This is a genomic window from Halorubellus salinus (assembly GCF_020567525.1).
Classification (GTDB): domain Archaea; phylum Halobacteriota; class Halobacteria; order Halobacteriales; family Natrialbaceae; genus Halorubellus; species Halorubellus salinus.
This window is the reverse complement of the sequence record NZ_JAJCVI010000008.1, coordinates 1-21,940: the sequence shown is the minus strand read 5'-3', so window position 1 is coordinate 21,940 and position 21,940 is coordinate 1. Positions and strand designations below refer to the sequence as shown.

Genomic DNA, 21,940 nt, shown 5'->3' with positions numbered 1-21,940 from the left:
GCGCTTACTCGCTGGGGCGGAGCGCGGCGACGCCGTCGCGGGCGAGCGCCGTGGCGTCGTACCCGCGTTCCCCGTGGACGCGGGTCTCTTCGACGAGGCCGGCGGCGCGGAACTCGGTGAGGAGGCCGTGTAGGTCGCTCTCGCAGCGGTCGTAGTCCGAGAGGAGCGTCACCGCCGGGAGCGGGCCGCGGTCGGCGAGTTCGAGGAGGAGGCCGAGCGACTCGTCGTCGTGGACGGCGCTGAGGACGCGACGCGTCGCGAGCGGAACGCCGGTCGCTGCCGTCTCGAGCGCGGATTCCCCGTCGAGTTCGGTGACGTCGGCGCGCGCGACGTAGCGCTCTTCGCCGGTCTCCGGGTCCGTGACCAGCAGCGAGTCGCCCGACGCTTTCCGAACGAGTAAGCGGGCGCCGTCCGGGCCTTCGACGGTACGCATGTGCTCGGTCGTTGGCCGTCGGTGCGGTTAGGCGTCACGGTCCCTGCGAGCGCCGGCGTATCGGTCCCGGAAAGGGGCGAGCGTCGCGCCGACGCCGCGTCAGGGCGTGTGCTGGCGGTGCCGGTAGCGGTGGACGAGGAAGAGGCCGGCGAGCCCGCCCACGAGGAGCGAGAGCATTCCGAGGGGGACGTTCTCCTGGAAGCCGACGAGCATCGCGCCCAGCGAGAGCCCGAAGAGCGCGACGTTCGCGGCGAACACGAGCTCCCAGAACTCCGCGCGCAGGCCTTCCGGGACGTCGTCGGTCGACGGTGCCTCGGGCGCGTCCGGCGTGGCGTCCGGGACCTCGGGTCGTGGGACGTTGTCCGCGGGGTCCTGGAGGCCGTCGCGCGGGTCGGCGAGGCCGTCCGGGCCGCCGGCGAGCCGCGACTCGATGCCGTCGGCATCCGCGTCCGCGCGCGCCGCCGACGCCGCATCGCTTCCGCCCGTTGCGTCCGAGTCGGTATCGCCCGCGGACGCGTCGCTCTCCGTCGCGGGTGCGTCGGCGTCGGCGGGCGAATCCTCCTCGGTCGTCACTGTCGAGGATTCGGCGCTGAACAGGAAAAGCGTGTTCGTTGGCGGTCGCGCGCTGTCAGGCTCGCTCTCGGAGCGAGCACGTCTCGTTGGCTTCCAGCCACGCGAGCGGGTTCTCCGCGTCGTAGAATACGACGCCGTCGTTCGTCTCGTATGTCTCGATCGACCCCATCTCGTCTGCCTCGGGCTCACGGTCGTCGGCCTGCTGTTCGTCACCGTCTGGTGCGTGGTTGGTCAAGCCCGTTTCACCTCTGCCTGTGCCAAGAACTCACATACATAAAGGTCTTGTTGCCCCGTCAATCGCGGGACCCGCAAGACGGCGGCGGGATTAATCGGCGGCTACCGGACCCGAGACGGCCGGTCGGAACGCACCTAATCAGGGTTCTTTTTACTGGGGGACCCCGAGGGTGTGGACATGACAGATTCGGACGCCGGACAGATGTCGCTGACCGACGCGTTCTCCGGCGGCGACGACGGCGACCGGCCCGACGAGGAAGCACGGGCGGTCGCCGACGACGTCTCCTCGGAGGCGTCCGTCGTCGACACCGACCGAGAGGGCCTCCCGGACGCCGACGGCTACCTCGACGTCGCGGTCACGCAGGTCGACTACACCATCGAAGGCCGGGGCGCCGACGAGGAACCCATCATCCACGTCTTCGGCCGCCGACCCGACGACCAGACCGCCGTCCACGTGAAGGTGTACGGGTTCCAGCCGTACTTCTACGCGCCCGTCGAGAACGTGAGCGACGAACGCATCGCGGACTTCGACGGCCTCACCGGGTACGAGCTCGAGGACGAGGACGGCGAGCCCTTCGAGAGCATCCGCGGCGACGAACTCGCGAGGATATTCGGGCGGACGCCGCGGGACGTCGGGAACGTCCGCGACCACTTCGAGCACTACGAGGCGGACATCCTCTTCCCGAACCGCTTCCTCATCGACAAGGACGTCAAGAGCGGGCTGCGCGTCCCGAACGCGTGGAGCGACGACGGCTCCACCATCCGCGTCCACCACGAGGACGTCGCGGCGACCGAGGCGACTGTGACCCCGCGCGTGAACACGTTCGACATCGAGGTCGACGACCGGAACGGGTTCCCCGAGGACGGCGAAGAGGAGATCGTCTGCCTGACGAGCCACGACTCGTACCGCGACGAGTACGTCTGCTGGCTCCAGGTCGCCGACGAGACGGGGGCGACCGCGACCACCGAGGACCTCGACTACGACCCGATCCCCGACGAGATGGACTACCGCGTCGAGGTGTTCGAGGCGGAGGAAGCGATGCTCGCCGCGTTCCTCGACTACGTCACCGAGACCGACCCGGACGTCATGACGGGCTGGAACTTCGAGGACTTCGACGCGCCGTACTTCCTCGACCGGCTCGACGTCCTCCAGTCGCCGGCGCACGACCACGACCTGGACGCGAACCGGCTATCCAGAGTGAACGAGGTCTGGCGCTCCGGCTGGGGCGGCCCGGACGTCAAGGGCCGCGTCGTCTTCGACCTCCTCTACGCGTACAAGAGCCGGCAGTTCACCGAACTCGACTCCTACCGGCTGGACGCCGTCGGTGAGACCGAACTCGACGTCGGGAAGGAACGGTATTCGGGAGACATCGGCGACCTCTGGGAGCAGGAACCGAAGCGCTTGCTCGAGTACAACCTCCGGGACGTCGAGCTCTGCGTGGAACTCGACCGCAAGCAGGACATCGTCGCGTTCTACGACGAGGTCCGGACGTTCGTCGGCTGCAAGCTCGAGGACGCCCCGACCGCGGGCGACACCGTCGACATGTACGTCCTCCACAAGGTCCACGGCGAGTTCGCACTCCCCTCGAAGGGCCAGCAGGAAAGCGAGGACTACGAGGGTGGCGCCGTCTTCGACCCCATCACGGGCGTCAAGGAGAACGTCACCGTCCTCGACCTGAAGTCGCTGTACCCGATGTGCATGGTGACCGTGAACGCGAGCCCGGAGACGAAGGTCGACCCCGACGCGTACGACGGCGACACGTACGTCGCACCGAACGGGACGCACTTCCGGAAGGAACCGGACGGCATGATCCGCGAGATGGTCGACGAACTGCTGGGCGAACGCGAGAACAAGAAGGCGCTCCGGAACGAGCACGAACCCGGGACCGTCGAGTACGAGACCTACGACCAGCAACAGGCTGCCGTCAAGGTCATCATGAACTGCTTCTCGTCGGATACCGACGTCCTGACGCCCGACGGCGTCCGGAACATCCGCGACCTGGAAGTGGGCGACGAGGTGTACTCGCTCGACCCGGACTCGATGGAGATGGAGGTGAAGCCGGTCACGGAGACCCACGAGTACCCGGACTATCGCGACGAGATGGTGGACATCGAGACGAGCAAGGTCGACTTCAGCGTCACGCCGAACCACCGGATGCTCGTCCGGAAGGACGACACGAACGGGGCGTCGTGGGACGACTTCCAGTTCGTGGAAGCCGGCGACCTCAACGACTCGTCGCACTACGAACTCCCGCACGACTGGGACGGCCCAGACGGCGACCCGCTCGAAACCGTCGACCTCACCGAACTACTGGACGGCGACTATGAAGTCTGGTGCGACAACGACGTCCACGGGCACACGCTCAAAGCCGAGGTCGGGTACTATCCCGACAAGATGCAGAAGCAAGGCGAGCAGGGGACGGGGTACGTCTTCGACGCGGACGAGTTCGAAGAGCACCGCGAGTATCTCGACGAGCACTGTTCGAACTTCTACGTGCACGCGGAGCGCGGGCGGAAGTGGATTCCACGCTTCTACGGCGGCGACGACTTCCTCGAACTGCTCGCCTGGTACGTCACCGAGGGGAACGTCTACACGTCCGATGACGAGCAGTTCGGCGAGAACTTCAGGGGGAGCGCGACCACCGTCAAGATCGCTCAGGACGCGGTCGAGACCGAGGCGGTCGCCGACGGCGGCGAACTCGACGACCACTCGGCCATCGGCGACTTGCTCGACCGGATGGGGTTCGACGCGTACGTCGACGACCGCGGGTACCAGTTCACGTCGAAGCTACTCGGCGACTGGCTCACGACGGCGTGCGGTGGCGATAGCTTCGAGAAGCGGATTCCCGAGTTCGTGTTCGAACTGAGCCAGGAACAGAAGCAGCTGTTCCTCGACACCCTAATCGCGGGCGACGGCGACCGCCAGACCAACAGCTGGCGGTACACCACCTCCAGCGAACGCCTCCGCGACGACGTCCTGCGGCTCTGCACGCACCTCGGTCTGACCGCGAACGTCAACCGGGACAGCGGGTCGTGGCGGATCTACTGCACCGGAGGCGCGAAGAACAGCTTCCGGATGCACCGTTCCGGGGGCACCAGCACGGCCGAGGACGGCGCGTACTGCGTCACCGTCGAAGACAACCACACTTTGCTCGCCGGCCGGAACGGGAAGTTCCAGTTCGTTGGCCAGTCTCTGTACGGCGTTCTCGGCTGGGACCGGTTCCGCCTGTACGACAAGGAGATGGGCGCTGCAGTGACGGCGACTGGGCGCGACGTCATCGAGTTCACCGAGGAGTCCGCGAACGAACTCGGTCACGAGGTCGCGTACGGGGATACCGACAGCGTGATGATAGAACTCGGCCCTGACGTTTCGACCGAGGAGGCCATCGAGACGTCGTTCGAGATAGAGGAGCACATCAACGAGTCGTACGACGACTTCGCGCGCGAGAAGCTGAACGCGGAGTTCCACCGCTTCCAGATCGAGTTCGAGAAGCTGTATCGGCGGTTCTTCCAGGCGGGGAAGAAGAAGCGGTACGCGGGCCACATCGTCTGGAAGGAGGGGAAGGACGTGGACGACGTGGACATCACTGGTTTCGAGTACAAGCGCAGTGACATCGCGGCGGTGACGAAGGAGGTCCAGAAGGACGTCATCGAGCGCATCGTGTACGGCGAGGACCTGGAGAACATCCGGTCGTACGTGAGTGGCGTGATAGACGAGTTCCTGGCGGGCGAGTACAGCTACGACGAGATCGCGATTCCGGGCGGTATCGGGAAGAAGCTCGACAACTACGATACGGATACGGCCCAGGTTCGTGGGGCGAAGTACGCGAACCTCCTGTTCGGGACGAACTTCTCCAGTGGCTCGAAGCCAAAGCGCCTGTACCTGGAGAGCGTGCACCCGTCGTACTTCGAGCGCGTCGAGGAGGAGCTCGGGCTGGACCCGCGTGAGAATCCGCTCTACGGGGAGTTCAAGCGCGACCCGGACGTGATATGTTTCGAGTACGACGACCAGATTCCCGAGGAGTTCAGCGTGGACTACGAGAAGATGCTGGACAAGACCCTGAAGGGCCCGATTGCGCGCGTCATCGAGGCGTTGGACATGTCGTGGGACGAGGTGAAGACGGGCCAGGAGCAGACGGGACTCGGTTCGTTCATGTAGTGCCGTCGGGAGTCGGTGGTGGTGCGTTCGGGGCGGCCGTCGACGCCGTGCGCACTCACGGGATGAAACAGTAATACGCAGATAGTTTGCTTTTCGGGAAAGATTATTTCATGCAGTGCAAGCAGAACTGGTGGCGTTACGAAAGCTTGATGGGGCGGACACCCTAGGGTACACGTGATAAGAGGTTTCACAAATGGCACGACTCGAACTCAGCAACCTCCACGCGAAAGTGGCGGAGGACGACGGCGAGAAGATTCTCGACGGTGTCGACCTGGAAGTATTCTCCGGCGAGATTCACGCGCTCATGGGACCGAACGGCTCCGGGAAGTCCACGACAGCGAAGGTCATCGCGGGCCATCCGGCCTACGAGGTGACAGACGGCGAAGTGCTCCTGCACCTCGAAGAGGGTGACTTCGGCGAGGACTTCGAGATCGCCGAGGACAAGCGTACGTGGAACCTCCTCGAGCTCGAACCGAACGAGCGCGCGGCGCTCGGTATCTTCCTCGGGTTCCAGTACCCCGCGGAGATCGAGGGCGTCACGATGACGAACTTCCTTCGCACGGCACTCAACGCGAAGCTCGAGGAGCGCGAGGAGCTCTTCGAGGACGACGACGCCGAGGACGAAGCCGAAGAGGAGGACGTCGGCTACGAGACGTCCCCGATGGAGGGGAACGTCGACGAGGGCGAGGTCGGCGTCGCGGAGTTCCAGCAGCTCCTCCAGGAGAAGATGGAGCAGCTCGACATGGACTCGAAGTTCGCGCAGCGGTACCTCAACGCCGGGTTCTCCGGCGGTGAGAAGAAGCAGAACGAGGTCCTGCAGGCGGCCATCCTCGAACCGTCGATCGCGGTGCTCGACGAGATCGACTCCGGGCTCGACATCGACCGCCTCCAGGACGTGTCGAAGGGCATCAACGCGCTCCGCGACGAGCAGGGCACGGGCGTCCTCCAGATCACGCACTACCAGCGCATCCTCGACTACGTCGAACCCGATCACGTGCACGTGATGCTCGACGGGAAGATCGCGGAGTCCGGCGGTCCGGAGCTGGCGGAGAAACTCGAGGACGAGGGCTACGACTGGGTTCGCGAGCAGGTCTACGAGACTGCTTAACCGTCTGGCCAACCAAACAAGGATACATCAATCATGAGTTCAGATCAAGACCACCTCAAGCAGACCGACACCGAGAAGCGCTTCGAGTTCAAGAAGGAGGAGAGCTCGGCGTTCAAGGCGGAGAAGGGCCTCACGGAGGAGACCATCCGCGTCATTTCCGAGGACAAGGACGAGCCGCAGTGGATGCTCGACCGGCGTCTTCGCGCACTGAAGCAGTTCCACGAGATGCCGATGCCCGACGACTGGCCGGGCGCACCCGACCTGTCCGAGGTCGACGTGGACGAGATCGTTCCGTACATCCGCCCGGACGTGGAGACGCGCGGCGGCGTCGACGACTGGAACGACCTGCCGGACGAGATCAAGGACACGTTCGACAAGCTCGGCATCCCGGAGGCGGAGAAGAACGCGCTCTCGGGCGTCGGCGCGCAGTACGAGTCCGAGGTCGTGTACCAGAACATGCAGGAGCGCTGGGAGGAGAAGGGCGTCATCTTCTGCGACATGGACAAGGCCGTCCGCGAGCACCCCGAGATCCTCAAGGAGTACTTCATGACCAAGGCCGTGCCGCCGAGCGACAACAAGTTCGCGGCGCTGCACGGCGCCATCTGGTCGGGCGGGTCGTTCGTCTACGTCCCCGAGGACACGACGGTCGACATGCCGGTCCAGGCGTACTTCCGGATGAACTCCGACGGGATGGGGCAGTTCGAGCACACGCTCATCATCGCCGAGGAGAACTCCGAGGTGCACTACATCGAGGGCTGTTCCGCACCGAAGTACTCCGAGTTCAACCTGCACTCGGGTGGCGTCGAGGTGTTCGTGAAGGAGAACGCGCACGTCCAGTACTCGACGGTCCAGAACTGGTCGAAGAACACGTACAACCTGAACACGAAGCGCGCCATCGCGGAGGAGAACGCGACGATGGAGTGGGTGTCCGGGTCCATGGGGTCGAAGGCGACGATGCTGTACCCGTCGACCATCCTGAAGGGTCGCGGCGCCACCGACAACCACATCACGATCGCGTTCGCCGGCGAAGGCCAGAACATCGACACGGGCGCGAAGGTCTACCACAACGCGCCGGACACGAAGTCGACGATCGAGTCGAAGTCCATCAGTAAGGACGGCGGCCGCACGAACTACCGTGGCCTCGTCCACATCAGCGACGGCGCGGAGAACTCCTCGACGTCGGTCGAGTGTGACGCGCTGATGTTCGACAACGAGTCGACGTCGGACACGATGCCGTACATGGAGATCCAGGAGTCGAAGGTCGACGTCGCGCACGAGGCGACCGTTGGAAAAATTGGCGACGAGGACGTCTTCTACCTCCAGTCGCGTGGACTGGACGACGACGACGCCAAGCAGATGATCGTCGCCGGCTTCATCGAACCGATCACGGAGGAACTGCCGATCGAGTACGCGGTCGAACTGAACCGCCTCATCGAACTCGAGATGGAGGGTAGCCTCGGGTAACTCCCGGGAGGAGACAATGAGTACGCAGGTACACGCGAACCTCACACGAGAGCAGGTGGAACAGATCTCCGCGGACCTCGACGAGCCGGAGTGGCTCACCGAGACCCGCGTCGAAGCGCTCGAGGCGCTCGACGACCTCGACATGCCGGACGTCATCCGGACGCCGGGTCGCGACTGGACGAACCTTCACGCGCTCGACTTCGAGACGCTGGTCGACCCGCTGAACGCGGCCGAGGACAAGGACCGCGTGAGCGACGAGGGTATCGAGGTGCTGGAGTGGTCGGAGGCGCTCGCCGAGCACGGCGACCTCGTCGAGGAGCACTTCGCGAGCGTCGTCGACCCCGAGGAGAACTACCTCACGGCGCTGTCGACGGCGCTTTTCTCCGCGGGCACCGTCATCTACGTCCCGGAGGGCGTGGACGCGGAGGACGTGAAGATCCGGACGCAGATGAACAGTCGGTCGCTGTTCAACTACACGCTCGTCGTCACCGAGGAGTCCTCGTCGGTGACGATCCTCGAACGGCAGTCCACCGGCGACGACGTCGAGGGCGAGCGCTACTACAGCGGCATCGTCGAGGTCGTCGCGGGCGAGAACTCTCGCGTGCAGTACGGCGCGCTCCAGAACCTCGACGAGGAGACGTACAACTACACGCTGAAGCGCGGGCACGCCGACACGTACGCGACGGTCGACTGGATCGAGGGGAACATCGGCTCTCGGTTGACGAAGTCGAGCGTCGAGACGTACCTCAAAGGTGACTCGTCGGAGACGAAGACCGTCGGTGCGTTCTTCGGGCACGACGACCAGCACATCGACATCGCGGCGCGCGTCTGGCATCAGGGCGAGCACACGACCGCGGACCTCGTGACGCGGGGCGTCCTCGACGACCAGGCGCGCTCGGTGTACGAGGGCGTGCAGGACGTCGGGACGGACGCGTGGGACACGAGCTCGTACCAGCGCGAGAACACGCTCATGCTCTCGGACGAGAGCGAGGCGGACGCGTCCCCGAAGCTCATCATCAACAACCACGACACCGAGGCGTCGCACTCGGCGACGGTCGGACAGGTCGACGCGCAGGACCTGTTCTACATGACCTCGCGTGGCGTGCACCCGCAGGTCGCGAAGAACATGCTCGTCGAGGGCTTCTTCGTGCCGGTGCTCGACGAGGTCGACGTGGACGAGCTCCGCGACGACCTCGAGGAACTCGTCGCGGAGCGCCTTCGCGAGTAAGGACCCACACCTCTTCCTTGCGGTTCTCTCTCTTACGTCCGTCAGCTTGACGTGGGGCTTTCGCGTCCGTTCGTTCATGACCGACGCCGACTGCGTCTTCTGCGACATCGTCGCAGGCGAGGCGGACGCGCTCGTCGTGGACGAGACCGCTGAGACGCTCGCATTCTCCCCCCTGGACCCGTTTGCACCCGGGCACGTCCTCGTGATTCCGAAAGCCCACCACGAGTCGCTGTTCGACGTCCCCGCTGACGCACTCGCGACCGTGACCGAGCACGCGCGAACGCTCGCTCGGCGCTTGCGCGGCGGCGAACGCGGGTTCGACGGCGCGAACCTCTTCAACGACAGCACGTCCTACCAGTCCGTCCCGCACCTCCACCTGCACGTCGTCGGGCGACGCGCCGACGATCCCGACCTCTTCCCCGAGACGGGCTACGACGGCGACCGCGAGGACGCGCACGACGCAGTCACCGCAGCACTCGAAGCCGACGGAGACCGCGACGCGTCGGCGAACGAGAGGGAGAGCGTTAAGTGACCGGCTCCCGGACGTGCGTGTATGAGTTTGGGACAGCGCATCACCGACGACCACCAGCTCGCGCGCCTCCTCCAGATCGGCGTCGTGCTGGAGGAGGTCGTCGAATCCCGCGCACACCACCACCTCGACTCCTTCGACGCCGGCGACCGGGACCCAGCGGTCGAGGCGTTACTGGAGGACGCCGCCGACGAATCCGCGGCTCACCGCGACCGACTGGAGGCGCTCGTCGCCGACCTGAACGCGGAGACCGTGCCCTACGAGGAGATCAACGCACTCGTCGAAGCGCAGTACGCCCAGACCGCGCCGGAGGACTTCGACGACCTGCTGTACGACCAGTTGTGTAACGAGGAGACCGCGTACAAGTTCTACGACGACCTCATCGAGGCGATCGAGGCGAGCGACACCGAGTTCAGTATCGACCGCGAGCGCGTCATTGGCGTGCTCGTGGAGATCCGCGAGGAGGAAGCCGAGGGCGTCGAGGAGGTCACGGACCTGATGGAGGCCAACCGATGAACACCGCAGAACAGTACCTGAAAGCGATATATCTGGCGCAACGCATCGAGAATGGTCCGGCGGCGACGGGGATGCTCGCGGACATGCTGGAGGTGTCGCCCGCGAGCGTCAACGAGATGATTGGGAAGCTCGAGGACCGCGGGCTCGTCGACCACGAGAAGTACAAGGGGGCGACGCTCACCGACGAGGGCATCCGGCGGGCCGAGGACGCCCTCCAGACGTACTGCATCATCGAGCGGTTCCTCGCGAACGTCCTCGAGGTCGAGGACTTCCGCGGGGAGGCGACGGCGCTCGAAGCGGTCATCGACGACACGGTCGCCGAACGGCTGGATACGATCATCGACCGGCGCAGCGAGTGCCCGGACTGTTTCGACGCGGACGCGGACAAGTGCGAGTACCTCACGGTGCCCGCGGACCCCGCGGACTGAGCGGGGTGGACGCCTCGGGGCGTTCTACTGGACCTGTTCGACGAGCCAGTCGACGTGCGTTTCGAGCATGCTTCGACCACCGGGTGTGAGGTCGTAGACGTCGTGGACGCCCTCGGTCTCCACCTGGACGTGACCGGCGTCGACGAGCGCGTCGAGCGCGCCGTAGAACGTCTTCGGTTCGATGTGCTCGTCGTAGTGCGTTTCGAGCGACGTCTTGAGTTGCTGGCCGCGGCGCGGTTCGGCGGCCAGGAGTGCGAGGACGTCGCGACGCATCCCGCTCTGGACGTACTTCGTCATGGCACCCGATACGCGAGCGTCGCCCGTGGGCGTTGCGGTCCGCGCTCGCTCGACGCCGCCGACGCGTCGCCTTCCTGCTGGCTCTGGAACCGCTGGAGTCGACTCCGGGACCGCTGGGGTTTCGTACCCGTGGACCGAACGCTCTCGCATGACCGACGACGCTGCTGTCGACGGGGAGACCGAAGCGAGCGCGAACGGGATCACGGCGCGGTACTCGCTGACCGAGGGCGAGCGCGTGCTCGTGTTCGAGCGCGACGGCCGGACCGCGGTCGTCGCGCAGAATCGCGACGGGTACGCGATGCTGAAGGTTCGAACGGGCGTCGACGGCGACGAACTGGAGCGCTACTACGGGTTCGACATGGCGCTCGACCACGTCGCCGAACGCCTCGGCGTGCGCGAGCACGACCTCCCGATCCCGGACGCGAGCGCCGACATGGGGATGTAGTGAGAGCGAACTCGCGGACCGGGACCGAGTGCCGACGTCAGGCGGCGACGGCGTACACCATCAGGAGTCCGAAGTAGAGCACGATGAGCGCGACGGCGGCCTTCAAGCGATACCGGCGTATCTCCGCGTTCTCCGCGAGGTACGCGGTCTCGAACGCCTCCTCCTCTTCGGACGTGCAGACGTCGTAGTGCTGGAGGCCGACGTGGAGCGCGACGCGGTCCTCGCGGGTGAACGGCCGGTCGCAGTACGGGCACTCGTGGACGGTCGCGTCCGCCGGGACGCTCGTCGGCACGGCCGTCGCGGTGTCGCTTGCTGGCGCATCGGTCGCGTCGACGTCCGTCTGTGGTGTCGTCATTGGTCTAGAGGAACGGTGGCGTGACGGTCGGTTGGGAGACGATCCAGAGGCTGAGCGTGGTGTACGCGATCATGACGGCGACGAACGCGTACTGTGCGCGCACCGCCTGGAGGCGTTCGGGGAACACCTCGAAGCCGATAGCGTGTGCGACCCAGACCGCGAGCAGGTGCCCGACGAGGATGGCGGTGATTGCGACCCCACCGAAGAACGTCGGGAGGACGAACAGCTCCGGGGCCGGTGGTGCGGTCGGGGCGGCGAGCGCGGTCGCGAGCGGGAGCGACAGCGACACGAAGAAGCCGAGGTAGTGCGCGAGGTGGTAGCCGGCGGCGATGGCGAGCAGGGGTGGTGCGAACCGGCGCGCGAGTTCGTCGACCGCGACGAACGTGTCACCGGTCCGGCGGGCGCTCCGGGCCGCCCACCGGTAGACGCCGACGAACGCGAGGAACCCGAGCGCGTACGCGACGGCGTATATGAGGACGCCTGGAACACCCGGGGCGTGAACGGCCTCTGCGATGGTCCGCCAGGCTGGCGTGGCGACGAACCCGTCGTACGTCGTCGCGAACACGAGCGCCACCACGAACGCGACACCGCCCGCGTCGGCGAGCGGCGCCCGGTCGGTCGCACCGTCGTCGCCGCCAGCGCGCGCCGTCCCGGCGGCGGTCTCGACGAGGCCGGCGCCCGGAACCCGGAGGACGACGCCGTCGTCGGTCCGAGCGAACGGCGCGACGCGACCGTAGTGGTCGAACGCTCGCGCGACCGGGTCGGCGTTCGCGAACCAGTCGTCGACGCCGAAGACGACCGCACCGGCGACCGTCACGACGCCGTACGCGGTGATCGCGCCGGCGAGCATCGCGGCGTCCTCGGCGAGCGGGAGCGCCACCTCCGCGAACACTAGCGCGAGCAACCCGACGACCGCAGGCCACGCTCCCCAGGCCGCGGGGTACCCGCGGTCGAGGGACGGGAGCGTTCGCGCGACCGTCCGGAACGGGTTCAGTGCCGGCCACGTGTTCCCGACGAGGTACAGCGTCATCACGTACCCCGCCCACCAGCCGACCCAGACGACGAGGATCGCGAGGTTCTGCTGTGGGTCCGCGGGCGCGACGTCGAACGCAGCGCCGAAGCCGAACGCGAGCACGGCGAGCAACCCGAGGAGGCCTACGAGCGGCGCGACGACCGTCCGGAGCACGCGCGGGACCGCGGCGAGCACTCGTGCGTGGTCGTGACTCCGACGGACGAACGTCCGGTCGGTCGCGAACGTCGCCAGGAGGAACGACGCGCCGACGACGCCGCCGCCGGTCGCGAGGAACAACCACGTCGGTATCGACAGCGAACCCGAGGACCCGCGGAGCGCGGCGCCGTGCGCGCTGACCGTGCCGGCTGCGAGAACGAGGGCGACGACTATCGAGACGGAACGACGAACGCGAGTCATGGCGGACCGACTCAGAGCGCGGTCGCGCCGATGTAGATCGCGGCGACGAGGAAGATCCAGACGACGTCCACGAAGTGCCAGTAGAGCGCCGCCGTCTTCACGGAGACGTGCCGTTCAGCGGAATACTGGCCGCGGAGGCCACGCACGAACACGATACCGAGGAGGACCGCGCCGAGCGTGACGTGCAGGCCGTGCAGCCCCGTGAGCGCGTAGAACGCGCTCGCGAACGGGTTCGAGTAGATGACCTCACCGCCGGCGATAGCGGCCGGGGTGAAGTTCTTCACGGCGAGGAACTCGTAGTACTCGTACACCTGCCCGCCGATGAAGATGATGCCCATGAGCAGCGTGGCGCCAAGCAGCGTGACGAAGCGCTTCCGGTTCCCGTTCCGGAGCGCCACCTCGCTGAAGTGCAGGACGAAACTGCTCGCGATCAGGAGGAGCGTGTTGAAGATGACGAGGCTCCCGAAGACGTCCGGGATCTCCCCGAGGCCGCCAGCCTGGATGAAGAAGAAGTAGATGAACCCGGCGCTGAACGTCGCGATCTCGCTCCCGAGGAACGCGTACATCCCCCAGACGAGCTTGGATTCGCTCTGCTCGGACTTGTGGCGCTGCCAGAAGCTCGCGACGAACCCGTGGTAGAGCCAGCCGAGGATACCGAACACGAACAGCCCGATGCTTCCGATGCTGACCGCGGCCGCGGTCCCCATGCCGATCCCGAAGCCGCCGCGGGCGGCGAGGAGGAACAGTGCTGCCCCGACGTAGATACCGGAGCCGCCGATGGCGGTGACGAACGGCCACCAGGAGGCCTCCCCGAACCCGCGCGGGAAGTCCTCCACGGCCGGCAGGTGGCCGCCGTGTCCGTGGTCGCCTGCGTCTTCCGTTGCTGACATAGACGACGCTTGCAAGTCCACTACTAAAAATCCATCCAAGCGCCCGCGCCGGAGCCGACCGGGTCCACGCCACCCCGGTCGGCCCGGGGGGAACCGCTGTGCGTGCCGGCCGGAGCACTGATTGGGGCCCGGACGGAACGCGACGGTCGTGCGAGAGGAACGCGACACCGCCTCCGGAGACGGCTCGTTGCGGCCGCGACCGTGGACGACCGCGGGCGACGACGTCGTGGTCCGCCCGTTCGGGTACGTCCACGACGACCCCGTGCTCGTCCAGCTCCCCGACCGCGACGTCTGGCTCGGGAACGTCCACGCGGCCGACGCGACGCGACACGACCGGTCGTTCGACCACGTGCTCTCGCTCACGCGCGAGCGACAGCCGGCGACCACCCACCATCATCCGTTCGCGGACGACCGCGGCCACGACGCCGCCGCGTTCCGCGCGGCCGTCGACACCGCCAGAACCCTCCTCGACACCGACGACGCCGTCCTCGTGCACTGCAAGGCAGGAATCTCGCGTAGCGCCGCGGTGCTCGCCACCGCGCTCGCCGCCAGCGACGACCAGTCCTTCGGGGACGCACTCGAGTTCGTCCAGCGCGCACGCCCGGTCGCCACCCCGCATCCAGCGCTCGTGCTGACCGCCGTCACCTACCTCGCAGCGACCCACGACGACCAGTGAAGACCCCAGGCGTCACGGCTCGCGGAGCGCAGCCGACACTACGGAGAGGCGCGGAGAGAAGCGAACCGAAGAGAAGCGAACCGGAGCGGAGAGCAGCGAGAACGGCGACGTGATTCGGGTCCGTCAGGCCGCGCGCGCGGCGAGCGAGCCAGCCGACGCGTCGACGCTCGACGCCACGACCGAAGCGGTGTCGTCGCCCGCGTCAGTCCCCGACATCGACGAACTCGAGTTCCCGTCCGGGTTCCACTCGCAGGTCTCCTCCTGCGCGTTCCAGGACTTGTTCGTCGTCTCCTCGCAGATGGCGGAGATCTCGTCCAGCATCGCCTGCCGGTCCTCCACGACCTGCACCTCGAACATCATCCCGGAGTGCCCGGTCCCGCAGTACTCCGCGCAGTACCCCTGGTAGGTCCCCGTCTGCGTCGCGGTCGTCTTCATCCACGCGACCTTCCCGGGGACGGCGTCGTGCTTCAGGCCGAGCGACGGTGCGTGGAACGCGTGCAGCCAGTCCTCGGTTGTGAGACTGAAGTACGTCGGCTGGCCCTTCGCGAGGTAGAGGGGCTGCTGGGTGGCGTCCGTCGTCACGTTGTACTCGGGGTAACTGAACGTCCACCCGTACCGGTACGCGGTGACGTTCACCTGCTCCTCGGTGTCCGCCGATATCTCGGGGTCGTCGGGCGTGATGACGGAGTCGTCCGCCATCGTGATGCTCGCGGAGATACCGACGAACAGGAGGACTGCGGCGGTCGCGATGGTCCACGTGATCTCCAGACGGCGGTTCTCTCGCGTCGGCTTCGCCTCGTCTTGGTCCTTGTACTTGAACACCGTGTAGATGAGGACCGCTTCGACGAGGACGGTGATGGGGATGGCGACGACGAGGAGTTTCTCGTTGAGGCTCGTGATAGCCGCGTCCGAACTCGACGCCTGCGCCGCGACGGGCTGTGCGGCGAGCGCGAGGCCGGCGAGTGCGGCCAGCAGCCTCGATGTGATCCGCTCTCTATCCATGTATACCGGTGCTTTGGATTTCGGGGTTAAATATGTGGCTAATGCCCATCGAGGGGGCGAAAGCGGCGGGTTGAAATACGCGGAGTCCGACTGTTCGGCTAGTGACTCGACGGTACCCGACACCGGTCGGTTCGCACGGCCGATTCAGTGGGTTGCTCGCCGCGACCGCGATCGGCGTGTATCTGCTGGTGGTCGTGGGGGCGACGACGACGCTCACGGATGCGGCGGCGTCGTGCCCGACGTGGCCGGCGTGTAACGGGCAGTTCCTGCCGTCGTTCTCGGAGCCGCTGCTGGTGGTGGCGTGGGCGCATCGCGTCGTCGCGCTCGCCGTCGCGGCGCTCGTCGTCGCGTCGGCCGCGGTGGCGTGGCTCGGCGATGCGACGGTTCGCGTTCGCGCGCTGCTGGCGGTCGCGGCGGTGACGTACATCGTGCAGGTCGGGGTGGGTGCGGTGGCGGCGACGTCGGGGACGCCGACGACGCTGTCCGCTATCCACCTCGTCCTGGGCGTGTTCATCTTCGGGCTCGTCATGCTCGCGCTCTCGTGGACGCTGGAGACGGAGACGGCGACGGACGAGGACTGGGAGGCGATGGACGAGCCCGAGCCAGTCGAGGTCGACGAGGGTGACCGGCCGCCGGTGCCGTCGGCGTTCGTGCCGCGCGCGAAGGCGACGGTACTCGCGTACGCTCGGATGACGAAACCGCGCCTGATGTGGTTGCTGTGTCTGGTCGCGGCCGCGGGGATGGCGCTCGGGTCGACGGTCGGCGAGGCGCTGACCGTGGAGACGGTGCTGTTGACGCTCGGCGGTGGCGTGCTCTCCATCGGGTCGTCGGGGACGTTCAATCACGTCCTGGAGCGGGACGTCGACGAGAAGATGGAGCGGACCGCGGACCGGCCGCTCGCGTCCGACCTCGTCCCGGTGTCGCACGCGCTCGCGTTCGGCGTCGTGCTGGGTCTGGCGTCGCTCGCGTTGTTCGCCAGCGTCAACCTCCTCGTCGCCGTCCTCGGGTTGACCGCGATCGTGTTCTACAGTATCGTGTACACGCTCGTCCTGAAACCGAACTTCGTGTCGAACACGGTCATCGGTGGGGCCGCGGGCGCGCTCCCGGCGCTCATCGGGTGGGCGGCGGTGACGGGCGGCCTCGGGATTCCGGGCGTGATGCTCGCGGTCGTCATCTTCCTGTGGACGCCCGCGCACTTCTACAACCTCGCGCTGGCGTACAAGGAGGACTACGCACGCGGCGGGTTCCCGATGATGCCCGTCGTGGAGGGTGAAGCGCCGACGCGGAAGCACATCCTCTGGTACATCGCGGCGACGCTCGTGAGCGCGGGCGTGCTCGCGGTCGTCGCGGACCTCGGGCTCCTGTACGCGCTGACGAGTGCGACGCTCGGGGGCGTGTTCGTGTACTTCGCGGTCCAACTGCATTACGAGCAGACGGAGGCGGCCGCGTTCCGGGCGTTCCACGCGTCGAACGCGTACCTCGGCGCGCTCCTGCTCGCCGTGGTCGTGGACGCGCTGGTCCTGTAGGATGACGTCGCGTCGCGCGGGACTCGACGGTTGCCGGGGGTGTTTCGAGCGATGAGCGCGGAGCGCGTCGCTCGGCACCTGCCGGGTATCCGAGGGTTCTCGCTCGGGCTGGCGGTCCTCACCGCGGAGGTGCTCGTCCTCGGCCTGCATCTCGCGTCGTCGTCCGCGTCGTACACGGACCCGTTCGCGCTCGCGTATCCGTTCGTGTGGGTGAACGCGGCACTGCTCGGGGTCTGGTTCGCGGACGTGCCCGATGCGGACGGGCGTCGACGGCTCGCTGCGGGTGCGGTCGCGGGCGGCTATCTCCTGGTGCTCGCGTACTTCGGTGGCGTGCTCTCGCCGGGGTACGGGCTCGTCGGTGGCGCGGACACGGCGTCGCCGGGCTGGTACGTCTCCTCGGGGCTGCCGCCGGGGTACGGGCCGGCGGCGGTGTACGAGTCAGCGCTCGCGACGGTCGTCCTGGTCCCGTACAAGCTCGTGGGGTACGCGACGCTCGCGTACCTCGTGTACGGGACGGTCGTCGACGCCGCCCGGACCGGCGTCGCGGGCGTCCTCGGGCTCCTGTCGTGCGTGTCGTGCTCGTGGCCGGTGCTCGCGGCGCTCGTCTCCGGGGTCGCGGGCAGTGGGTCTGCGGTGGCCGCGGCGACGATGGACCAGTCGCTGGGGTTGTCGACGGTCGTGTTCGTCGTCACGGTCGCGCTGCTGGCGTGGCGACCGACGTTCGGGTGACCGAGCGAGCGCCGAGGTCGGGCGTCCGCGAGCGCTCGCAGCGGGTGGCGAATGTTGACACCGTCCGTCATGCTTAGGTGGCGTGGTCGCTTTCGCCGCAGTACATGGTCGCACAGACGATGGATCGAGTTCCACACGAGCAGTTCTAGAACGATTCTCCTGACTGGAGGTGAGCGGACGTGTCGGTGACTGAGACCACTGAGCGACGGCTGGCTCGAACCGGCGTGGACGCGCTGGCGGTGAAGCCCGCGGAGTGCGACGTCTCGCGTGCACTCGACGTGGACGTCGACGCGGTGACGATCGACTACGAGGGCCGCGAGCACGTACCCGATGCGAGCGTGCTCCGCGAGCTCGCGGACGCGAGGACGCTTCGGGTGACGACGCCGGTCCGCGCGACCGGGTTCGACCCGACGGGGGACGACTCGCTCGACGACTCGCTCCCGGCTGGGGCGGGGCGCGTGCTCGTCGCGGGCCACGGCGCGTACCTCGACGAGGACGAGCAATCCCGGAGCGTCGCCGACCGGCTCGGGGCGGCGGTCGCGAAGCACCCCGACGCGTGGGTGGGGACGGAGTCCGTCGAGCGCGTCGCGCTCGCGACGGGCGCGACGCAGTTCGAGCTCCTCTCGCGGTCGACGCTCCGGGAGGTCCGTGCGCTCCGCTCGGCCGGGTTCGACGGCGAGGTCGCGGTGTACGCGCCGACGGTCCTGACCGACGACGAGGACGCGGTGCTGGACGCGGTCGGCGCGTACGCGGCGCGCCGCGGCCCCGTCCGACGCGCGCTCCCCGAGCCCGAGGACGGGCGCGAGTCGGTCGCGACTGACGCGTCGGCGACGGGACGCGCTCGCGACGTGCTCTCGAAGGCGGTGCGCGATTACGCGCTCGTCGGCGACGTCGCGACGGTCCGTGAACGCGTCGCCGACCTGCACGACGTCGGCGTCGACCACGTCGTCGCCTATCCCGCTCGCGGCCTCGAGCACGTCAGCTGACGGTCGTCGACGGCGACCGCGATTCGATTCGGTCGCGTCGACACCGAGCGTTTTTCGGCACCACCGCTCCCAGCCCTGGGTATGGAACTCGCGACGCACACGACGACGACGGCCGCCGACGCGTTCGACGACGTGGAGGTGGCGGTGGTGCCGACGGGGAGCGTCGAACAGCACGGCCCGGCGCTCCCGCTCGGCACCGACCTCTACGCCGCGACCCACGTCGCCGACGCGGTGAGCGAGCGCGACGACGTCGCGCTCGCCCCGCCGATTCCGGTGGGCGTGAGCGCGCATCATCGACAGTTCCACGGGACGCTGTCGGTGACCCCGGAGACGTTCGAGGACTACGCGTACGACGTGGTGGCGAGTCTCGCCGAGCACGGCGTCCGGAAGGCCGTGTTCGCGAACGGCCACGGCGGGAACACCGACGCGTTGACCGGGGCGGCGCGGCGGCTCCGCGAGCGCGACGTGGCGTTCGCGACGCCGTGGAACTGGTGGTCGAACCTCGACGGCCTCGAAGCCGAGTTGTTCGACGTCGACGGCATCACGCACGCCGACGCGATGGAGACGAGCATGATGCTGTATCTGACCGAGCACGTCCGCGAGGAGAACCTGGAGGCGGCGGAGGCGGGCGCGGCCGACGGCTGGGGCGAGACCGTCCACGGTGCGCCGGTCGGGTTCGACACGGTGGACTTCTCCGAGTCGGGAGCGGTCGGCGAGCCGACGCGGGGGAGCGTCGAGGCGGGCGAGGCGCTGTTCGAGAAGGCCACGGCGGAACTGGGCGCGCTCTGCGACTGGCTCGCGGCGCAGGACTTCGCGGACCTCCGGCCGGAGGCGCACCGATGACGCGCTCGGTCGCGGTCCTCGGCGCGGGCGCGCTCGGCGCGACGGTCGCGTTCGACCTCGCGTTCGCCGACGAGGACGCCGACGGCGAGGCCGTGGACGTGACCCTGTTCGAGGCCGGGTCGGTCGCGGACGGCTCCACGGGACGTGCTGCGGGCGTGTGCTACAACGCGTTCGCGGAGGACGTGGACGCCGAGATCGGAGCGCGCGCCATCGAGCGCTTCCGGACGTTCGACGAGGTCGGCGAGTTCGAGTTCCACGAGTCGCCGTACGTCTGGCTCGCCAGGGAGGGCGACGACGACCGCGAGCACGCCATCCGCGAGCAGCTCCCGCGCATGCAACAGCACGGCGTGACGGCGGTGCGGATGGAGACGGAGGAGTTCGCCGAACGGTTCCCGAGCGTTCGGAGCGACGACGTCGCAGTGGCGGCGGTCGCGGGCGCGGCGGGCTACACCACGCCGGCGTCGTACGCGCGGACGCTCGCAGTGCTCGCGAAGCGCCAGGGCGCGGACCTGCACCAGCAGACGCCCGCGAGCGTCGAGACCGACCCCTTGAGGGTGAACGACGAGGCGTTCGACGACGTCGTCGTCGCGACGGGTGCACACACGAAGCGGGTCCTTGCAGACGCCGGGTACAGCATCGCGATGAAGCCGTATCGCGTGCAGGCGGCGACGTACGCGACGGAGTACGACGGCCCGATGGTGTACGACGCCACCGACGGGTTCTACCTCCGGCCGCACGTCGACGGCCTGCTCGTCGGGAACGGCACGGAGGAGCGCGAGGCCGACCCCGACGGGTACGACCGGGACGCGAACGACGGGTTCGCGGAGTCGCTGCAGTCGCGCGCCAGCGAGCGAACGAGCGCCATCGAGGACGCCCGCATCACGGACGCCTGGGCGGGCCTGTGTACGGCGACGCCGGACCGCGACCCGCTCGTCGGCGCGCTCGACGACGGCCTCTACGTCGGCACCGGCTTCCAGGGCCACGGCTTCATGCGCGCACCAGCGATCGGCGAATCGCTCGCAGAACAGGTCCTCGGCGAGGACGACGGCATCGACCCCTTCGACCCCACGCGCTTCACGGGCGACGAGGAATTCGACGTCGTCGAAGGAATGCTCGTCGACGACCGCTGAGAGAACCGCAGGTAGGAGAACCCGAGGGTGTCATAGCGCTCTTCTCACAGCCACAGTGAGCGACAGCGCAATTCGTTATGTACAGAGTGTGTACAGAGTGCCCGTGTATTGGGTGCTGCATTTGCTTGCGGCGGCCGTGGTGACGATGGCGCTCGTGCCGACTGCGGTGGTGAGTCCGTGGAGAACTGTGCGACGGTCCATGGGAGCATTATCCTCCATGGAAATCACGAATAGCAACTACGGATTTGACATCCTCCCCGCCCTGAAGGGCGAGGATTCCCGAGCGTTGGGATATTAAGGTTCGCAACCCGCCTGTTCGCTCGGTGCGAAACGCCCCGAGGTTTGGTTGAACAGGTAGGCTACTGGCCGTGCCAAACCACCGTTACTCATATCCCCCGTAGGAGGATTCTGAGTTATCTTTCTGCGGATGTTTACTGCACCATTCACGTCTGCGTTCATCGTCGCTCCGCACGATTCACAGACGTACAATCCACGCTCCACACGGCTCGCGTCACGCCTCCGACCGCAACACGAACACGTCTTGCTCGTATCTCGCTCTGAAACGCGGTCAACGAGGATGCCGTGTTCCTCAGCCTTGTATTCCAGCAGGTTCGTGAAGCGGTCGAACTCCCACCCATGGAGTTTCTTATTCCCGCGCTTCCCCCAGTTACGAGACTCGCCGTTCTCATCCTCTCGAATCTTCCCTAAGTCACCGATAGCGATGCGACCGACTGCGTGGTCGATGCACTGCTCAACGACATGCTTGGCGAGCGCGTGCAGGAAATGGTCTTTCCGACGCGAGAGTTTCTGACGGGCACGAAGCGCACGACGTGACGGGCCCTTTTTGCCTTCCGTATCGTACTCGTCACGGGTGAAGTAGTGTTTGTCCTGCTTCAGCACGTTCCCCGGATACAACTCCGAATCACCATCATCGTAGGCGATGGTGAGGTAGTTGCTGAT

23 protein-coding genes are annotated in these 21,940 nt (G+C 67.2%); 14 read left to right on the top strand and 9 right to left on the bottom strand.

Annotated elements, in window-relative coordinates:
- Window positions 1-4 precede the first annotated feature (4 nt).
- The 3 genes from LI336_RS19325 to LI336_RS19315 all read right to left on the bottom strand — a co-directional run bounded on the left by LI336_RS19325 (window position 5) and on the right by LI336_RS19315 (window position 1,241).
- Window positions 5-433, bottom strand: coding sequence for a DUF7346 family protein (locus LI336_RS19325; protein ID WP_227134811.1), 429 nt, complete (start codon window positions 431-433; stop codon window positions 5-7).
- A 99-nt stretch (window positions 434-532) separates the two neighbouring features.
- Complete coding sequence (locus LI336_RS19320; RefSeq protein WP_227134810.1) at window positions 533-1,006, bottom strand: DUF7322 domain-containing protein; 474 nt, start codon at window positions 1,004-1,006, stop codon at window positions 533-535.
- 55 nt (window positions 1,007-1,061) lie between these two features.
- Complete coding sequence (locus tag LI336_RS19315; protein ID WP_227134809.1) at window positions 1,062-1,241, bottom strand: DUF7331 family protein; 180 nt, start codon at window positions 1,239-1,241, stop codon at window positions 1,062-1,064.
- Window positions 1,242-1,418: 177 nt separating this feature from the next.
- Here LI336_RS19315 and LI336_RS19310 point away from each other — a divergent pair, with 177 nt between their 5' ends.
- From LI336_RS19310 to LI336_RS19280, 7 genes are all read left to right on the top strand, one after another.
- The gene (locus LI336_RS19310; protein ID WP_438267303.1) at window positions 1,419-5,399 is read left to right on the top strand and encodes a DNA polymerase domain-containing protein; all 3,981 of its coding nucleotides are present in this window, start codon (window positions 1,419-1,421) and stop codon (window positions 5,397-5,399) included.
- A 193-nt stretch (window positions 5,400-5,592) separates the two neighbouring features.
- The gene (locus tag LI336_RS19305) at window positions 5,593-6,507 is read left to right on the top strand and encodes an ABC transporter ATP-binding protein (RefSeq protein ID WP_227134808.1); all 915 of its coding nucleotides are present in this window, start codon (window positions 5,593-5,595) and stop codon (window positions 6,505-6,507) included.
- A 33-nt stretch (window positions 6,508-6,540) separates the two neighbouring features.
- Complete coding sequence (gene sufB / locus LI336_RS19300) at window positions 6,541-7,971, top strand: Fe-S cluster assembly protein SufB (RefSeq protein WP_227134807.1); 1,431 nt, start codon at window positions 6,541-6,543, stop codon at window positions 7,969-7,971.
- 16 nt (window positions 7,972-7,987) lie between these two features.
- Window positions 7,988-9,199 (top strand): Fe-S cluster assembly protein SufD, encoded by a 1,212-nt coding sequence (gene sufD, locus LI336_RS19295; RefSeq protein WP_227134806.1) that lies wholly within the window; start codon window positions 7,988-7,990, stop codon window positions 9,197-9,199.
- Between the two features lie 76 nt (window positions 9,200-9,275).
- Window positions 9,276-9,731, top strand: a complete 456-nt coding sequence (locus tag LI336_RS19290; RefSeq protein WP_227134805.1) for an HIT family protein — start codon at window positions 9,276-9,278, stop codon at window positions 9,729-9,731.
- Window positions 9,732-9,752: 21 nt separating this feature from the next.
- Window positions 9,753-10,244, top strand: a complete 492-nt coding sequence (locus tag LI336_RS19285; RefSeq protein ID WP_227134804.1) for a ferritin-like domain-containing protein — start codon at window positions 9,753-9,755, stop codon at window positions 10,242-10,244.
- On the top strand, window positions 10,241-10,672 hold the full coding sequence (locus LI336_RS19280; RefSeq protein ID WP_227134803.1) for a metal-dependent transcriptional regulator: 432 nt from the start codon (window positions 10,241-10,243) through the stop codon (window positions 10,670-10,672). The genes LI336_RS19285 and LI336_RS19280 overlap by 4 nt, the downstream gene beginning before the upstream one ends.
- Before the next feature lie 24 nt (window positions 10,673-10,696).
- Here the strand turns inward: LI336_RS19280 and LI336_RS19275 are convergent, their stop codons facing one another.
- Window positions 10,697-10,969, bottom strand: coding sequence for a PadR family transcriptional regulator (locus LI336_RS19275; RefSeq protein ID WP_227134802.1), 273 nt, complete (start codon window positions 10,967-10,969; stop codon window positions 10,697-10,699).
- 148 nt (window positions 10,970-11,117) lie between these two features.
- Here LI336_RS19275 and LI336_RS19270 point away from each other — a divergent pair, with 148 nt between their 5' ends.
- A complete protein-coding gene (locus LI336_RS19270) occupies window positions 11,118-11,414 on the top strand; it encodes a DUF7111 family protein (RefSeq protein WP_227134801.1) in 297 nt (98 codons plus the stop codon).
- Window positions 11,415-11,451: 37 nt separating this feature from the next.
- Here the strand turns inward: LI336_RS19270 and LI336_RS19265 are convergent, their stop codons facing one another.
- The 3 genes from LI336_RS19265 to LI336_RS19255 are packed head-to-tail and all read right to left on the bottom strand — an operon-like array spanning window position 11,452 to window position 14,088.
- Window positions 11,452-11,769 (bottom strand): DUF7410 domain-containing protein, encoded by a 318-nt coding sequence (locus LI336_RS19265; protein ID WP_227134800.1) that lies wholly within the window; start codon window positions 11,767-11,769, stop codon window positions 11,452-11,454.
- Window positions 11,770-11,773: 4 nt separating this feature from the next.
- Entirely contained in the window at window positions 11,774-13,198 is a 1,425-nt protein-coding gene (locus tag LI336_RS19260; RefSeq protein ID WP_227134799.1) for a hypothetical protein, read from the bottom strand.
- A gap of 11 nt (window positions 13,199-13,209) precedes the next feature.
- Window positions 13,210-14,088, bottom strand: coding sequence for a cytochrome c oxidase subunit 3 (locus LI336_RS19255; RefSeq protein ID WP_227134798.1), 879 nt, complete (start codon window positions 14,086-14,088; stop codon window positions 13,210-13,212).
- Window positions 14,089-14,236: 148 nt separating this feature from the next.
- Between LI336_RS19255 and LI336_RS19250 the strand changes: the two genes are divergently transcribed.
- Entirely contained in the window at window positions 14,237-14,764 is a 528-nt protein-coding gene (locus LI336_RS19250; RefSeq protein WP_368408404.1) for a protein-tyrosine phosphatase family protein, read from the top strand.
- A 123-nt stretch (window positions 14,765-14,887) separates the two neighbouring features.
- Here LI336_RS19250 and coxB read toward each other — a convergent pair whose 3' ends face one another.
- The gene (gene coxB / locus LI336_RS19245) at window positions 14,888-15,766 is read right to left on the bottom strand and encodes a cytochrome c oxidase subunit II (protein WP_227134797.1); all 879 of its coding nucleotides are present in this window, start codon (window positions 15,764-15,766) and stop codon (window positions 14,888-14,890) included.
- 101 nt (window positions 15,767-15,867) lie between these two features.
- Between coxB and cyoE the strand changes: the two genes are divergently transcribed.
- From cyoE to LI336_RS19220, 5 genes are all read left to right on the top strand, one after another.
- Window positions 15,868-17,292: a heme o synthase gene (cyoE, locus tag LI336_RS19240; protein ID WP_227134796.1), complete on the top strand. Its 1,425-nt coding sequence runs from the start codon at window positions 15,868-15,870 to the stop codon at window positions 17,290-17,292.
- Between the two features lie 51 nt (window positions 17,293-17,343).
- Complete coding sequence (locus LI336_RS19235) at window positions 17,344-18,021, top strand: DUF7546 family protein (RefSeq protein ID WP_227134795.1); 678 nt, start codon at window positions 17,344-17,346, stop codon at window positions 18,019-18,021.
- Window positions 18,022-18,206: 185 nt separating this feature from the next.
- Complete coding sequence (locus tag LI336_RS19230) at window positions 18,207-19,007, top strand: DUF7388 family protein (RefSeq protein ID WP_227134794.1); 801 nt, start codon at window positions 18,207-18,209, stop codon at window positions 19,005-19,007.
- 81 nt (window positions 19,008-19,088) lie between these two features.
- On the top strand, window positions 19,089-19,850 hold the full coding sequence (locus tag LI336_RS19225) for a creatininase family protein (protein ID WP_227134793.1): 762 nt from the start codon (window positions 19,089-19,091) through the stop codon (window positions 19,848-19,850).
- Entirely contained in the window at window positions 19,847-20,980 is a 1,134-nt protein-coding gene (locus tag LI336_RS19220; protein ID WP_227134792.1) for an NAD(P)/FAD-dependent oxidoreductase, read from the top strand. The genes LI336_RS19225 and LI336_RS19220 overlap by 4 nt, the downstream gene beginning before the upstream one ends.
- Before the next feature lie 294 nt (window positions 20,981-21,274).
- On the opposite strand, the gene LI336_RS19215 is transcribed toward LI336_RS19220, so the two are convergent.
- The coding region (locus LI336_RS19215; RefSeq protein WP_227134791.1) for an RNA-guided endonuclease InsQ/TnpB family protein at window positions 21,275-21,940 on the bottom strand (666 nt) is incomplete at its 5' end.